Origin of the sequence: Thiomonas intermedia, assembly GCF_002028405.1 — a bacterium.
Lineage (GTDB): Bacteria > Pseudomonadota > Gammaproteobacteria > Burkholderiales > Burkholderiaceae_C > Thiomonas > Thiomonas intermedia.
In genome coordinates this window covers 2,672,593-2,686,448 of record NZ_CP020046.1, presented here as the reverse complement: position 1 = coordinate 2,686,448, position 13,856 = coordinate 2,672,593, and the positions used below count along the sequence as shown (strand labels likewise).

Annotated in this window: 11 protein-coding genes; 8 read left to right on the top strand and 3 right to left on the bottom strand. The window is 66.3% G+C overall.

The genetic code is table 11. The features are described from left to right. Positions 1 to 41: 41 nt before the first annotated feature. Positions 42 to 1,010: a cupin-like domain-containing protein gene (locus BVH73_RS12560; protein WP_079419159.1), complete on the bottom strand. Its 969-nt coding sequence runs from the start codon at positions 1,008 to 1,010 to the stop codon at positions 42 to 44. Positions 1,011 to 1,198: 188 nt separating this feature from the next. Then, positions 1,199 to 1,834 carry a uracil phosphoribosyltransferase gene (upp, locus tag BVH73_RS12555; RefSeq protein WP_079419157.1) on the bottom strand — a complete coding sequence of 212 codons (636 nt, stop codon included), beginning with the start codon at positions 1,832 to 1,834 and terminating at the stop codon, positions 1,199 to 1,201. A gap of 211 nt (positions 1,835 to 2,045) precedes the next feature. Between upp and BVH73_RS12550 the strand changes: the two genes are divergently transcribed. The 8 genes from BVH73_RS12550 to BVH73_RS12515 all read left to right on the top strand — a co-directional run bounded on the left by BVH73_RS12550 (position 2,046) and on the right by BVH73_RS12515 (position 11,781). Beyond that, the gene (locus BVH73_RS12550; protein WP_079419155.1) at positions 2,046 to 3,323 is read left to right on the top strand and encodes a c-type cytochrome; all 1,278 of its coding nucleotides are present in this window, start codon (positions 2,046 to 2,048) and stop codon (positions 3,321 to 3,323) included. Between the two features lie 191 nt (positions 3,324 to 3,514). Beyond that, positions 3,515 to 4,762 carry an amino acid ABC transporter substrate-binding protein gene (locus BVH73_RS12545; RefSeq protein WP_079420616.1) on the top strand — a complete coding sequence of 416 codons (1,248 nt, stop codon included), beginning with the start codon at positions 3,515 to 3,517 and terminating at the stop codon, positions 4,760 to 4,762. 65 nt (positions 4,763 to 4,827) lie between these two features. Continuing rightward, positions 4,828 to 5,709 carry a branched-chain amino acid ABC transporter permease gene (locus BVH73_RS12540; RefSeq protein WP_079419153.1) on the top strand — a complete coding sequence of 294 codons (882 nt, stop codon included), beginning with the start codon at positions 4,828 to 4,830 and terminating at the stop codon, positions 5,707 to 5,709. Continuing rightward, positions 5,702 to 6,637 (top strand): branched-chain amino acid ABC transporter permease, encoded by a 936-nt coding sequence (locus tag BVH73_RS12535; RefSeq protein ID WP_079419151.1) that lies wholly within the window; start codon positions 5,702 to 5,704, stop codon positions 6,635 to 6,637. The genes BVH73_RS12540 and BVH73_RS12535 overlap by 8 nt, the downstream gene beginning before the upstream one ends. Next, on the top strand, positions 6,627 to 7,346 hold the full coding sequence (locus tag BVH73_RS12530) for an ABC transporter ATP-binding protein (protein ID WP_079420614.1): 720 nt from the start codon (positions 6,627 to 6,629) through the stop codon (positions 7,344 to 7,346). The genes BVH73_RS12535 and BVH73_RS12530 overlap by 11 nt, the downstream gene beginning before the upstream one ends. Positions 7,347 to 7,404: 58 nt before the next feature. Then, positions 7,405 to 8,136 carry an ABC transporter ATP-binding protein gene (locus BVH73_RS12525; RefSeq protein ID WP_079419149.1) on the top strand — a complete coding sequence of 244 codons (732 nt, stop codon included), beginning with the start codon at positions 7,405 to 7,407 and terminating at the stop codon, positions 8,134 to 8,136. A 53-nt stretch (positions 8,137 to 8,189) separates the two neighbouring features. Then, positions 8,190 to 9,260, top strand: a complete 1,071-nt coding sequence (locus tag BVH73_RS12520; protein WP_079419147.1) for a diguanylate cyclase — start codon at positions 8,190 to 8,192, stop codon at positions 9,258 to 9,260. Between the two features lie 406 nt (positions 9,261 to 9,666). Next, on the top strand, positions 9,667 to 11,781 hold the full coding sequence (locus BVH73_RS12515) for a sensor domain-containing diguanylate cyclase (RefSeq protein WP_079419145.1): 2,115 nt from the start codon (positions 9,667 to 9,669) through the stop codon (positions 11,779 to 11,781). A 45-nt stretch (positions 11,782 to 11,826) separates the two neighbouring features. On the opposite strand, the gene pabB is transcribed toward BVH73_RS12515, so the two are convergent. Next, on the bottom strand, positions 11,827 to 13,746 hold the full coding sequence (pabB, locus tag BVH73_RS12510; protein ID WP_079419143.1) for an aminodeoxychorismate synthase component I: 1,920 nt from the start codon (positions 13,744 to 13,746) through the stop codon (positions 11,827 to 11,829). Between the last annotated feature and the right edge of the window lie 110 nt (positions 13,747 to 13,856).

Below are 13,856 nucleotides of genomic sequence, written 5' to 3'. Positions count from 1 at the left end.
AATCAGGCCGGAGCATCGGCCCCCTGGCATTCATCGAACGGTCAATGCCCCGACATGCCGCGCGGCGCGGCTTGCCCATAAAGCCGCATGCGCGACTCGATCAATATCTTGGCCAGTGGCTGCTTGAGGTGATCGACCAGTCCCGACTTCCCCGGCGGCATCGGCGCGGCGGCGAAGCGATCTCGCAGGAAGGCGTTGAGCAGATGGACGCGCGCGCGGCGCGCCGTTTGCGTTGTGAAGTAGGTCATGGCCAGGCTCACCGACACCCGGCCGCCGGGCAGCGCCCAGGCGCCTTCCTCCGTCGTCACGTAGTGTCCGGCGGTGCTCGGGATGTAGACGCCCTCTCCAGGACCTATGTCGAAATCGAGCGCCCGTGCATCGAGTTCCTCGTGGTAGTGCAAGGACCTCAGCGTGTCGTGAACGAAATAGTCCTCGATCGCGGCATCGGGCACGGCCACACGGTCATGCGCCTGCCAGACGCGAAGATGCTTGCGGCCCATCACCTGCACATTGAAATTGTTCTCTCGGTCGATGTGGAAAGGCGTGACCGTGGGCGGAGACGCGATGAACATGAACAGGCTATAGCCATGCATGCCCGGGTCGCGCGGCTCGATTTGCGCTTTCATTCCATCGAGCGTATCGCGCAGCAGCGCGCCATATTCGGGTTCATCCTCCAGGAAGTAGAGGGCCACCCAGTTGCCTGCTTCCTCGATGTGATCAAAAGTCGAGGCGATGCTCATCTTGGCTTCGCTCTCGGAAAAGGTGTGAAACGCCGAGCCTGCCTTGCGATTGGGCAAGGCGTATTTCACATGCGAGGTACCGGCCAGGGACAGGGCCAGTCTGCGCAGGCGCGGCAGTTGCAGCAGGGGATGCGCGCTCAGGGCGTGGCGCGTATGCGCCACCTGAAGTGGATCGAACGGCTTGCCGTCGGCTCGCCAGATCGCCCCCTCATCGACACGCACGAGCGCGTCAGGCTGCGGGCCGGGACAGGGCTGTGCGTTCACACTCATGCGCGCCTCCTCACCCTGAACCTGTGCGATCACTGCGCGCCAGGCTATTGGGGATGTGAGCGGCTGAGTGTGCGACAGACCCGTGCGCACATCTGCAAGGGTTTGAAAGGTCGGTAACCGGTCACGACGCCCCCACCTGAACCGGGGAGGATGACCGTCCGCGGAGAGCGGCAAATCCCAGAACTTGGTTACTTGGTGCCGAAAATGCGGTCGCCCGCGTCGCCCAGGCCCGGCACGATGTAGCCGTGATCGTTGAGCCGCTCGTCGATGGCGGCCAGGGTGATGGGCACGTCCGGGTGGGCCGCGCGCACGGTGCGCACGCCTTCGGGCGCGGCCAGCAGGTTCACCAGCTTGAGCGAGGTCGCGCCGGCGCGCTTGAGGTGGGTGAGCGCGGCGGCGGCCGAGTTGCCGGTGGCCAGCATGGGATCGACCACGATGACCATGCGTTCGGCCATGTCCTCGGGCACCTTGAAGTAGTACTCCACCGGCTCCAGGGTGGCCGGATCGCGGTAGAGGCCGATGTGGCCGACGCGGGCGTTGGGCAGCAGGTCGATCATGCCATCGAGCATGCCGTTGCCCGCCCGCAGGATGGACACGAGGCACAGCTTCTTGCCCGCGAGGATGGGCATGCGGCACTGCGCCACCGGCGTGGTCACCTCGACAAGCTCCGTGGGCAGGTCGCGGGTGGCTTCATACGCGAGCATGGCGGCGATCTCGCGCACCAGGCGGCGGAAGTTGTCGGTGGTCGTGTCCTGGCTGCGGGCCAGCGTGAGCTTGTGCTGCACCAGCGGGTGCTGGACGACGTGAACCTGGGAATCGTTCATGGCGGATCCTTCTTGGAATTGTGACGTTGTGGGAATAAGGGCAATTTTGCGTCATTCCCCTGTGCTCACCTGCAACACCCGCAACCGTTGGTGTGAATCGCCCGGGAAATCGCCTCTCAGGGTTTGCACGGATCCGATTGCTGAACCATACTGCAGTGCAGCAGAACAACGATCCGCGGTGCCATCCGCGACTCAATTCCCGGAGACTCTCATGCGTTCATCGCTCCTGACCCTGGCCGCAGGCTGCGCGCTCGGCCTGCAGGCCCATCTCGCGTTTGCCGCGCAAGCCACACCCAACGATCCCGAAGTGCTGCGCGGCGCCTATCTGGCGCGCGCCGGCGACTGCATCGCCTGCCACACCGCGCCGAAAGGCAAGCCCTTCGCCGGTGGCCTGCCGATGAATCTGCCCATGGGCATCGGCAAGGTGTATTCGCCCAACATCACCCCGGACAAGCGGGACGGCATCGGCAACTGGACCTTTGCGCAATTCGACGAGGCGGTGCGCCACGGCAAGTCTCCCAGGCTGGGTTATCTCTATCCCGCCATGCCCTACCCGTCCTATGCGCACATCGAGCCGCAGGACATGCGCGCGCTCTACGCCTACTTTATGCACGGCGTGCAGCCCGTGGCCCAAGTCAACAAGCCCGAAGACATCCCCTGGCCGCTGAACATGCGATGGCCGCTGGCGATCTGGGACTGGATGTTCGCCCGCGCCGGCGTCTACAAACCCAACCCGCAGCAGACCGCCCAGTGGAACCGTGGCGCCTACCTCGTGGAAGGACTGGGCCACTGCGGCGCCTGCCACACCCCGCGCGGCCCCTTCCTACAAGAGAAGACGCTGGAGCCCGGCGGCCCCGACGGCAGCCTCTATCTCTCCGGCGCCCGCATCGACAACTGGTACGCGGCCAATCTGCGCGGCGACCTCTCCGACGGCCTCGGCCGCTGGACCCCGGCCCAGGTGGTGCAGCTGCTCAAGACCGGGCGCACCAGCGACTTCACCATCGTCGGCAGCATGAGCGATGTGGTGCACGACAGCACGCAGCACCTCAACGACAGCGATCTGCAGGCGGTGGCCGTGTTCCTCAAGTCGCTTGCGCCGGTGCGCCCGAACTCGGCCATCAACCAGCCGCAGACGCCGGTGATGACCGCTGCTGCCCGGGCCGGTGGTCCGCTCTACGCGGCGCATTGCGCCATGTGCCACCAGGCGCAGGGCCAGGGCCTGCCCAACGTCTTCCCCGCGCTGGCGCTCAACCCCACGGTCAACACGCCCGATCCGATCAACACCATCCGCATGATGCTGCACGGCGGCCACACGGTGCAGACCCAGGCCAACCCCACGCCCATGGCCATGCCCGATCTGGGCGCCACGCTCAACGATCAGCAGGTGGCCGAAATCGCCAGCTATGTGCGCAGCAGTTGGGGCAACGACGCGCCGAACGTCAGCCCCGGCGAGGTCGCCAAGATCCGCAAGATCGCGGCCCAACCGTAAGAAACAAGAAGCAAAGCGCGCGGGTGAAAGCAAGGACAGGCGGGGGCAAAGCCGACGCGTGGCGGCTTATGACATGACTCGTTGCAATTGAACGCACTTGCTCACCACTTCCCGCAAAGTCCGGCAGGAGAATGAAACATGACATTCACTGGCGCGCCAAGTACGCGCCGGTTCACCCTCTGGAGACTCTCATGCCCCTACGCACATCCCGAAACATCCTGCGTCAATTCGCCACAGGCCTGGCGCTCAGCGCCACCGCACTGGCGGCCCACGCCGCAGCGGCCCCCTCGGAAATCAAGGTCGGCACGCTCTATGCCAGCAGCGGCCCCTTCGCCGTGGCCTCGCAGGGCCAGTATGAAGGCCTGAAATTCTGGGCCGATGCCATCAACAAGGATGGCGGCGTCTTCGTCAAGGCCTTCAACAAGAAGATCCCGGTCAAGCTCGTCGCCTACGACGACCAGAGCTCCACGTCCACCGCAACCACGCTCTACAACCAGCTCATCACGCAGGACAAGGTGGATGTGCTCGTGGCCGACTTCGGCTCGGTGCTCACCTCGGTGGCCGTGCCGCTGGCGGCCGAGCACCATATGCTGCTGATCGACCCCACCGGCTCGGGCGCGAACTTCTTCACCAAGCCCACCAACTATCTGGCCGATGTGAGCATCCCGTCGAGCACGGTGTGGCCGGTGCCGCTGGCCAACTACATCGTGCAGCAGAAGATCAAGCGCGTGGCCATCGTCTATGACGCCAACGACTTCGACGCCTCGCAGGCCACCACCCTCAAGGACGTGCTGGCCAAGGCCGGCATCAAACCGGTTTACGACCACGGTGTGCCCACCGGCGAGTCGAACTACACCATCCTGCTGCACTCCATCGCGGCCACCCACCCCGATGCGGTGCTGGAGTTCGGTTATGCGCCCAATGACATCGCCTTCCTCAAGGCTCTGAATCAGAGCGGCCTGCATTTCCCGATGACCTTCACCATCTTCCCCGGCCAGCTGATGTCGCTGCTGACCAAGAACGTGGGCGAGAAGGCGCTGGCCTACACCTACACCTACCCGACGCCGCCCCTGGTGAAGTACGACAAGGTGAGCTACGGCATGAACACCCAGCAGTTCGTCGATGCCTTCAAGGCCGCCGAGAAAAAGGACCCCAACTTCCTCGACTGCTCGGGCTACAACACCGGCCTGATCGTGCAGCACATGCTCGACATGGCGCCCAAGTTCGATCAGCTGGCCTTCCATCAGGCCGTGATGGACATGTCGGGCAAGACCACCACCCTGCTCGGCCCGTTTGATGTCAACGCCAATGGCGCCCAGCTCGGCCAGCCCTTCCCGGTGGCCCAGCTTCAGCCCAAGGACGGCAAGCTCGACGTGACCGTGGTCTATCCGCAGGACAAGGCGACCGGCAAGGCCGTGTATCCGGCGCCCAAGTCGTAACCCCATCTCCATCGACAACAACATCGAGAAGGTGCGCGAGACCGGCACCTTCTCAAGGGAAGCGTATGGAACTGCTGGAATACGCCATCATCGGCGGCATTCTGTATGGCATCTATTTCAGCCTGATCGGCATCGGGCTGAATCTCATCTTCGGGGTCATGCGCATCATCAATCTGGCGCATGGACAGTTCATCGTGCTGGGCGGCTATGCCGCCTGGGTGGTGTCGCGCCACTTCGGGTTCAACCCGCTGTGGGGCGTGCCCCTCACCATCGTGGCGGCCGTGATCATCGGCTATCCGCTGTACTACGCGGTGGTGCCTCGGCTGCAGCGTTCGCAAGACCCTGAGATGCTGTCGTTCATCCTGTTCTTCGGCATCGGGCAGATGCTGGAGGCATTGACGCTGCTGGGCTTCGGCGCCGATCAGCGTTCGCTGCCCAGCGAGGCCCTGGGATCGGGCAATATCGGCGTGTTCGGCCAGGCATTCCCGGACAGCTGGTGGTGGGCCGCGGGCTTCAGCATCGCCGCCATCGTCGCACTCTGGCTGTACTTCACCCGCACCAGACTGGGCTACGCGACCCGCGCCATCATGGCCAACCGCGACGAGGCGCTGGCCACCGGCATCAGCGTCAACAAGGTGTCGGCGCTGGCCTTCGTGGCCGGTCTGGCGCTGGCGGGCATTGCCGGCGTATTCCTGCCTTATCTGCTGGGCTCGGTCTCGCCCGATCAGGGCAGCGAACTCACCACGACGTCGTTCGCCATCGTCATCATCGGTTCGCTGGGCAACCCGCTGGGCACGGTGATCGGCGGCCTGGTGTTCGGGCTGGGCACCATGCTCATGCAGACCTATTACTCCTCCTGGTCCAACCTCGTGCCCTACGTGCTCTTGCTGGTGATCGTGCTCATCCGCCCCACGGGTCTGCTCGGAAAGGCGGTGCGCAGTGTCTGAACTCTCTCTCGTCCAGCGCTGGCGTCCGGGGCTCATCGTCCTGGTGCTGCTGATCGCGGTGTTCCTGCTGCTTCCGCATGTCTACGGCAACGAGTCGCTGCTGTTCACCTTGATGACCTTCATCGTGCTCGCGCAGGGCCTCAACCTGCTGTACGGCTTCACCGGCTACCTGCCCTTCGGCTATGTGGGCTTCTTCGGCTGCGGCGCCTATGCCACCTCGCTGCTGGTGCTGCACAGCGGTCTGCCGGTGCTGCTCTGCGTGGTCGGGGGCGGACTCGCCGCCGTGGTGATGGGCCTGATCCTCGGGCCGCTGCTGCGGCTGTCCGGCGCCTATTTTTCCATCGCCAGCCTGGCGGCGTCGCAGATTCTGTATTTCGTGGTTTCCAACACCAATCTGGCCGACATCACCGGCGGCCCTTACGGCTTGAAGATCGAGCAGGTCTACGCCCCGACGGCAAGCTACAACACCATGCTCGGGGTGCTGGTGCTGGCCACCGCGCTGGCCGCCTGGTTCCGGCGCTCGGCCTTCGGCATGGGCCTGCGGGCCATGAAGCAGGATCCGGTCAGCGCCGCCATGGCCGGCATCAACATCGTGCGCGCCCGCCTCATCACCTGGCTGATCTCGGCCGGCGTGGCCGGGCTGGCTGGCGGCGTCTATGCGTGGAACCTGTCGGTGTTCTATCCCGAGGCGGTGTTCACCCTGCAGATCTCGGTGTTCGCCATCGTGTTTTCGCTCTTCGGCGGCGTGGGCACGGTCATCGGTCCCATCATCGGTGCGAGCGTGCTGTACAGCCTGTACTCGGCCATCGGCATTTCGACGCCGCAATACTTCCAGCTCATCTACGGCCTGCTCATCGTGTTGCTGGTGCTGTTCATGCCTGGCGGCGTGCTGTCGCTGTTTGCGCGCAGAGGTGTCCGTGTCTTCTAACCAACCCATCCTCCAGCTCCAGGGCGTGAACAAGCGCTTCGGCGGGCATGTGGTGCTCAACGCCGTGAGCTTCAGTCTGGCGCCCGGCGAGATCGTCGGTCTGGTCGGCCCCAACGGCTCGGGCAAGACCACGACCATCAACGTCATTTCAGGTCTGTACCGCGCCGACAGCGGCAGCATTCTGTTCGACGGCAAACCCGTGAACCAGGTGCCCATGCATCAGCTGGCCAAGCTCGGCATCAACCGCACCTTCCAGGTGCCCAAGACCTTTCGCGACATGACGGTGCGCGAGAACATCGAGGTCGCCGCGCATTTCGGCCACGCCGACCAGCGCGTGGATGTGGACGCGATCCTCCGCGACATCGATCTGCAGGCGCAGGCCGACAAGCCGGCCGGCGCCCTCACGGTGAACCAGCAAAAGCTGCTCGACCTCGGCCGCGCGCTGGCCACCGGGCCGAAGCTGCTGCTGGTCGACGAGATCGGCGCGGGCCTGAACCCGGCCGAGCTCGGCGGCATTGCCGAGTTGTTGCGCAAGCTGTCGCAGCGCGGCATCGCCCTCATCGTGGTGGAGCATCTGATGGCCTTTCTGGGCAGCATCACCTCGCGGGTCATCGTGCTCGGTGCCGGGCGCATGTTGTTCGAGGGTTCACTCGACGCCGCCTCTCGCCATCCCGAGGTCGTGGCCGCCTTTTTTGGGGAGGCCGCATGAGCGCGCCGGGCCGTTCCCAAGCGCTCATCCCGCAGCGCGTAGTGCGGAGGGTAGCCCAGTGAGCGACGCCAAGACCGCGCGCCGCGACGACGCCCTGCTGTCGGTACGCGATGTGCAGACCGGCTACGGCGCGCTGCAAGTGCTCTGGGGCGTGGACCTCGACGTGATGCCCGGCGAGACCGTGCTGCTGCTCGGCGCCAACAGTGCGGGCAAGTCCACCTTGCTGCGCACCCTCATCGGCCTGCTGCCCTGCTGGCGCGGCGACATCACCTTAGCCGGTGAACGTCTCGACGCCCTCGCCCCGGATCAGCGTATCCGCCGCGGCATGGCCTATATGTCGGAGCTGGGCGTGTTCCCGACCCTGTCCATCGACGAAAACATCGCCCTGGGCGGCTACTTCCTCAGCGACGCGCAGGTGCGCAAGCGCAAGGACCAGCTGTTCGCGCTGTTTCCCGATCTTGCCGCCAAGCGGCGCGACGCCGCGGGCACGCTCTCGGGCGGACAGCGCAAGATGCTGGGCATCGCCAAGGTGCTGATTTCCGAGCCCCAGCTGCTGCTGATGGACGAGCCGTCCTCGGGCCTGGCGCCGGTGTTCGTGAAGCAGGTCATCGAGGTGCTGAAGACCAGCATCGGCGCCGGCACGGCCCTGCTCATCGCCGAGCAGAACGTGGCCTTCCTCGAACTGGCCGACCGCGGCTATCTGATCGATCATGGCAAGGTGCGCCTCTCGGGCACCCGCGCCGAACTCGAAGCCAGCGACGCGGTCCGCGAAACCTATTTCGGGTTGTAGGCGGGTTGTAGACTCTGAGCCGCTGCGCGGCATTGGGCCGCGCCTCGTGCCCCATGCCCCAACCCGCGCCACAGAGAGAAGCCGCCCAGCAAAACGCCTACCGCCGCATCTACCCCCTTCGGGTGATCGGCATGGGACTCGGGGGGCTGTCGATCGCGGCCGTGCTGATCGAGCAGCAGGCCGCCCCGTGGCGCTGGTCGCTGATGATCGCAAGCTGCCTGCTTTGGCCGCAGATCGCCCTGCTTCGGGCTCGTCTGAGTACCGACGCCTACCGCGCCGAAAAACACAACCTGCTGATCGATTCGGCCATCGCCGGGATGTGGGTGCCCTTGATGCACTTCAACCTGCTGCCCAGCGTGGTCCTGGTGACGGTGACCACCTTCGACAAGCTCAGCAGCGGCATGCGACGGCTGTGGCTGGCTTCGCTGCCCGGGCTGTTCGGCACCGCCGCGCTCGTGGCCCTGGTCCTGCGTCCGCCGCTGGAACTGCAGAGTTCGCTGCTGGTGATCGTGTGTACCCTGCCCCTGCTGATCGTGCATACGCTGTCGAGCAGCATCGCCAGCTACCGCCTGATCCGCACCGTGTCGCGGCAGAACAAGCAGCTCGAACTGCTGCGCCGCACCGACGCCCAGACGGGGCTGTACGCCCGTGAACACTGGCAGCAGCAGGCCGACGCGGCGCTGCAGCGGTTTCATGCCACCGGCCAGCCCGCCTGTCTGTTGATGATCGACGTGGATCACTTCAAACGCGTGAACGACACCTACGGCCATACCGCTGGCGACGAGGTCATCCGCGCCGTGGGGCAGCTCATCCGCGATTGCATCCGCGCCGAAGACAGCGCGGGCCGCTACGGCGGCGACGAATTCGCCGTCCTGTGCCACCACATCGACATGGCCGACGCGCGACACATCGCCGAGCGCATCCGCACCCAGCTGCTGACGCTGCGGCTGCCGGATCACCCGGCCTTGCGCCTGAGCAGCAGCATCGGCCTGGCCGAGGCCGAGGCCAGCTACGCCAACCTCCAGTCGTGGATGGCCGCAGCCGATGCTGCGCTCTACGCGGCCAAGCATCAGGGCCGCAACCAGGTGGTGAACCTGCCGCTGGCGGCCGCGCCGCTCTGTTGATCCGGCCTGGAGAAGTAGGAACGGGCATGGCCTCGCCATGCAAGCGTCTCCCCCTCCCAACCTCCCCCACGCAGTGGGGGAGGAGAAGACTGCGCTGCGCGCGATCTGCGTAAGCCCTCCCAACCTCCTCCACACTGTGAGGGAAGCGTGTTGGCCCCCTCTCCACTTGTGGGGAGGGTTGGGGTGGGGTGCCGTTTCAGACTTCAACGCGTCAGATCAATAACCCCCCTCGGCGCCCCTTCCTGATCGCGCCACCTTCTTCGCGGTTCTATTCACGCCGAACATCAAAACAGAGCATGAGCGGAAATAGTTGTCAATTCGCGTCCTGACTATGGCTCAGGCCCCTTCAATCGACAGGTTGCAGCCTTTACATTTCTTGTCATTGATAGGCTCTCACCCCGCCGCCATGTCGCAACCAGCCGAGATCAGCACCGCACCGCAAGCCATCGCGGCGGCGCGTGTGCGTCTGCTGCTGGGCACGGTGCCCGTGTCGGCCGCGACCAACGCCTCGGTGGCACTCATCGCCACCAGCCTGCTGCACGGCAGCATGCCGAGCGGGGGGTTTCACGCATGGGGCGCCGGCATGATCGGGCTGCAGCTTCTGCGCCTGGTGGTCTGGGCGGCCTGGCGCCGCCAGCCGACCGAGCCGTTGGCGCAAGCGCCGCTGAGCGGGCGGCTGCGCGTGCTGCGCGGGGGATACTGGCTGACGGGCATCTGCTGGGGACTCATCCCGATGATGCTGTTCCCCGAGGACACGCTCGCCCAATCGTTCGTCGCCTTCTTTCTGGCTGGCGTCAGCGGGGCCGCCGTCGCGGGCCTGGCCTTCGATGCCTGGGCTTCCGGGCTGTTCGTCGTCTCGGTCATTGCCCCGCTGGCGCTGCGGCTGGCACTGGCGCACTCGCCGCTGGCGCTGGCCATGGCGGCGATGGTGGGGCTCTACCTGCTCTATCTGGGCGTCGCCATCCGCCGTGGGCAGATCCAGTTTCTGCAGTTGCTCGACTGGCGCACCCGGGCCGATGGGGCGCGGGCGCGCACGGCTCGTCAGGCCCAGCTCAACGCCCTGCTCGCCGAGATCAATCAGCTCGGCGCCGGTGCCACCGACACGGCCACGCTGTATGCCACCATCTGCCGCGTTGCGGGCCAGAGCGGCATGGCTCCGCTGAGCTTCGTGCAGCGGGACACGACCGATGGCCGCTTTGAAGTCGTTGCGCAATCCGCCGCCCTGCCGGAGGGCGCGCTGAACACGCCGCACCTGGATCTCGCCTGGCGCCAGAACCGGCCCGAGTTCCTCGGCGATGGCCAGAGCCTGGACGCTTGCCTTCCCTTGCACGCGCGCGGCGCGGTCTGTGCCGTGCTGCGCGTGGTCTGCCCCAACGCCTCGGAGATGGACGACATCCTGCGCGAATGGCTGCTGAATCTCGCCGCCAGCATCGACCGGGGTTTGCAGGCCATCGGGCAGCGCGAGCGCATCGACCGGCTGCAAAAACTCTACCGCGCCCTGATCAGCGAGGGCGAAGTGGTGCTGCAGTCCCGCAGCGCCGAAGAGATGTTGCAGCACACCTGCGACACCCTGGCCACCGACACGCAGTTCCATGCGGCCTGGCTGGCCCGGCCGGACGAAAGCGGCGCGTTCCGCGTCCTGGCTCGCGCCGGGGCGGGTGCCGAGCAGCTCGATCATTTCCGCGTGCACCTCGACGACGCCAATCGGGTGCCCCTGGTGCTGCGCGTGTGGGACACGCAGACGCTGCAGGTCTGCAATGATCTGCTGCACGATCCCGATATGCGGCCCTGGCAGGCCTCGCTGTCGCGCTACCGCTGGCATGCGGCCCTGGCCGCCCCAGTGCGGCGCGGAGGTGCGCTCTGGGGCGTGCTCGTGTTCACTTCGCCTCAACCCCAGACCTTCGACGATCAGACCGTCGCTCTGTGCGAGCAGGTCGCCGCCCTGCTGGGCTACGGGCTCGACGAGCTCGACCTGAAAGAGCGCCTGGGCCATCTGCAGCGCATCGAAGCCCACCGTGCACGTCACGACACGCTTACTGGCCTGCCCAATCGCTATGCCCTGGAGCAATACCTTCCTGAAGTCATTGCCCGCGCGCGTCGGCACGGCAGCGTGTTCGCCCTCGGCATGATCGACCTCGACGGCTTCAAACGCGTCAACGACACCTGGGGCCACAGCGCAGGCGACCGCGTACTGCGCGAACTCACCCGCCGCCTGCAGAGCGTGCAGCGCCAGACCGACTTCCTCGTCCGCCTGGGCGGCGACGAGTTCATCGTCGTGATGGAAGACCTCAATCCGCTCGAAATCCAGAGCGGCTTCGCCAACAGCGTGCAGCGGTTGCGCCAGGCCGTGGCCTCGCCTTTCGAGGTTGCCCCGAATGTGCAACTGCCCATGGAGATGAGCATCGGCATTTCCGCCTACCCCCTTGATGCGCAAGACGCCGAAGGCCTCATGCGGCTGGCTGACAAGGCGATGTACGCGGCCAAGACGCAGAGCAAATCAGGGGTCGAATCCCTCGTCTGAAAACGCCGTCCGGGCCAGTCTGCGCCTGACCCTTCTTCCGAGACCTCACCCGAGCACGGCCGCCAACACGCCGCGCAGGCTGTTGACCACGGCAAGCCGTTCGGCGCGCTGCAGGTCGGCGGCTTGCAGCACGGCCTCGCGCAGCCCACCATGATCGATCAGCCACTGCCGCGCCACGCCGGGCAGCAGACCGCTGCTCCGCGCCGGGGTGCACCACTGGCCGTCGAGGCGCAACAGCAGCGAACTGCGCCCGCCTTCACACAGTTCACCGCGCGCGTTGCAGAACACCTGGTCGAATGCGCCCCGGGCCTGGGCGGCCTGCCAGGCGGCGTCGTAGCGGGCGCGGTGCGTGGTCTTGTGGCGCAGGAACACGTCGGAGGCATCGAGCACGTCCGCGGCCCGCAGCAACCTTACCGGCTGCTGCGGCGCCGGCGGCATGGGCTGCACCTCAAGCTCGAACGCGCCCGACTTGCGCAACACCAGCCGCGTGCGCCAGGGCGCGGGGGCGAGCCCGTCGCACGCGGCCTGCCAGGGGTCGGAGTTCTCTTGTCGTAGGACGGTGGCGGGACATTCAAGATCGTGATGGGCCTCGGCCAGTTCCTGGCGCAGCGCGGGCAGATCGCAGGCAAAGCCGAAGTACGCGGCCGATTGGGCCAGACGGGCCAGATGCCGCTCGATGCGCCCGCTCTGCGCAGGCCATAGCGCGGCAAAGGTCTCGATCAGGCCGAAGCCCGGATCGTGTGCGGTGACGAAGCGCAGCTTGTCCCAGCACTCCTGCCACTCGGCGGCGGGCTCGGAGTCGGCCACCACGCCGCTGCCCACGCCGAGCCGGAAGGCACGAGTGCCCGCGCCTGCGCCCGTGGACTGCATGGCGTCGTCAACTTCCAGGGTGCGGATGGGCACATTGAAAACCGCCTGCGGCCCCGTGGTCTCGGAACGCGGGTCGATGAAGCCCAGCGCGCCGGTGTAAAGCCCGCGCGGTCCGCCCTCCAGCGCACGGATGATCTCCATGCTTTTGCGCTTGGGCGCGCCGGTGACCGAGCCGCAAGGAAAGAGCGCGGCGAAGATCTCCGCCCACCGCCGGGGAGCCGCCTGCTCGTCGAGCACGGCCTGCACGCTCGACGTCATCTGCCACACGGTCGGATAGGGCTCGACGGTGAAGCGCTCGGGCACCTGCACGCTGCCCGGCACGGCCAGCCGCCCGAGGTCGTTGCGCAGTAGATCGAGGATCATCAGATTCTCGGCGCGGTTCTTGGGATCGGCCGCCAGCGCCCGCGCGGCCTGCGCGTCGGCCTGGGGCTCGGCCCGGCGCGGCGCGGTGCCCTTCATCGGCCGCGCCCGCAGGGCCGCCCCGTCGCGGGCGAAAAACAACTCGGGCGAGAAGCTCAAGATCCAGCGTTCGCCCAAGCGGGCCAGACAGGAATAGCGCGTGGGCTGCGCCTGCCGCAGCGCGGCATAAAGCGCCAGCGGATGACCGAACACCTGCCCGTGCAACGGCCAGGTGAAGTTGATCTGATAGCAGTCACCGGCGTGCAGGTGTTCGGCAATACGGGTCAGCGCCGCGGTGTACTGCTCGGGCGCGATGCCCGGTTGCAAGGCGGCCACGCCGCACGGCTCTTGCGGCAGATGCGCCGTCTGCCTCTGCAGCCATCGGCTCACCCCTTGCGCGTCCAGCATGGTGACCGCCTCGAACGCGAGCGCCTCGACCAGCGGCGTGTCTTTCTGATCGCGATCCTGCACGGGCAGACCCGCCAGCGCCGCTGCCGCCTCATAGGCCACGAAGAGAGCCACCTGCAAACCCTGCGCGACGGCCCATTCCACCTGCTCGAAAGCCGGCGCAACCTCGCTTTCGGCCACAGCGCTCCACCGCGACACCGGCGTGAGCAACAGGCGGCTGGTGGGCTGCGCGGAATCGGCCTGCGCGTCGTCGAACAAGACGAAATCAGCCTGCGTGAGATTTGTCATTTTGGGGAAAACCCCTGTGCCCCTCGGCCGACAAATGCGACTTTTTGTCGCACGAGAACGCGCAACCCGCTTTCTAGAGTGTGCGCTTTGCCTTCGTCACGACGCTTCGT

Bases quoted from the DNA above. Each gene is read 5' to 3' on its own strand.
- upp (WP_079419157.1), bottom strand. From the start codon at position 1,834: ATGAACGATTCCCAGGTTCACGTCGTCCAGCACCCGCTGGTGCAGCAC.
- BVH73_RS12560 (WP_079419159.1), bottom strand. From the start codon at position 1,010: ATGAGTGTGAACGCACAGCCCTGTCCCGGCCCGCAGCCTGACGCGCTC.
- BVH73_RS12545 (WP_079420616.1), top strand. From the start codon at position 3,515: ATGCCCCTACGCACATCCCGAAACATCCTGCGTCAATTCGCCACAGGC.
- BVH73_RS12550 (WP_079419155.1), top strand. From the start codon at position 2,046: ATGCGTTCATCGCTCCTGACCCTGGCCGCAGGCTGCGCGCTCGGCCTG.
- pabB (WP_079419143.1), bottom strand. From the start codon at position 13,746: ATGACAAATCTCACGCAGGCTGATTTCGTCTTGTTCGACGACGCGCAG.
- BVH73_RS12540 (WP_079419153.1), top strand. From the start codon at position 4,828: ATGGAACTGCTGGAATACGCCATCATCGGCGGCATTCTGTATGGCATC.
- BVH73_RS12515 (WP_079419145.1), top strand. From the start codon at position 9,667: ATGTCGCAACCAGCCGAGATCAGCACCGCACCGCAAGCCATCGCGGCG.
- BVH73_RS12520 (WP_079419147.1), top strand. From the start codon at position 8,190: ATGCCCCAACCCGCGCCACAGAGAGAAGCCGCCCAGCAAAACGCCTAC.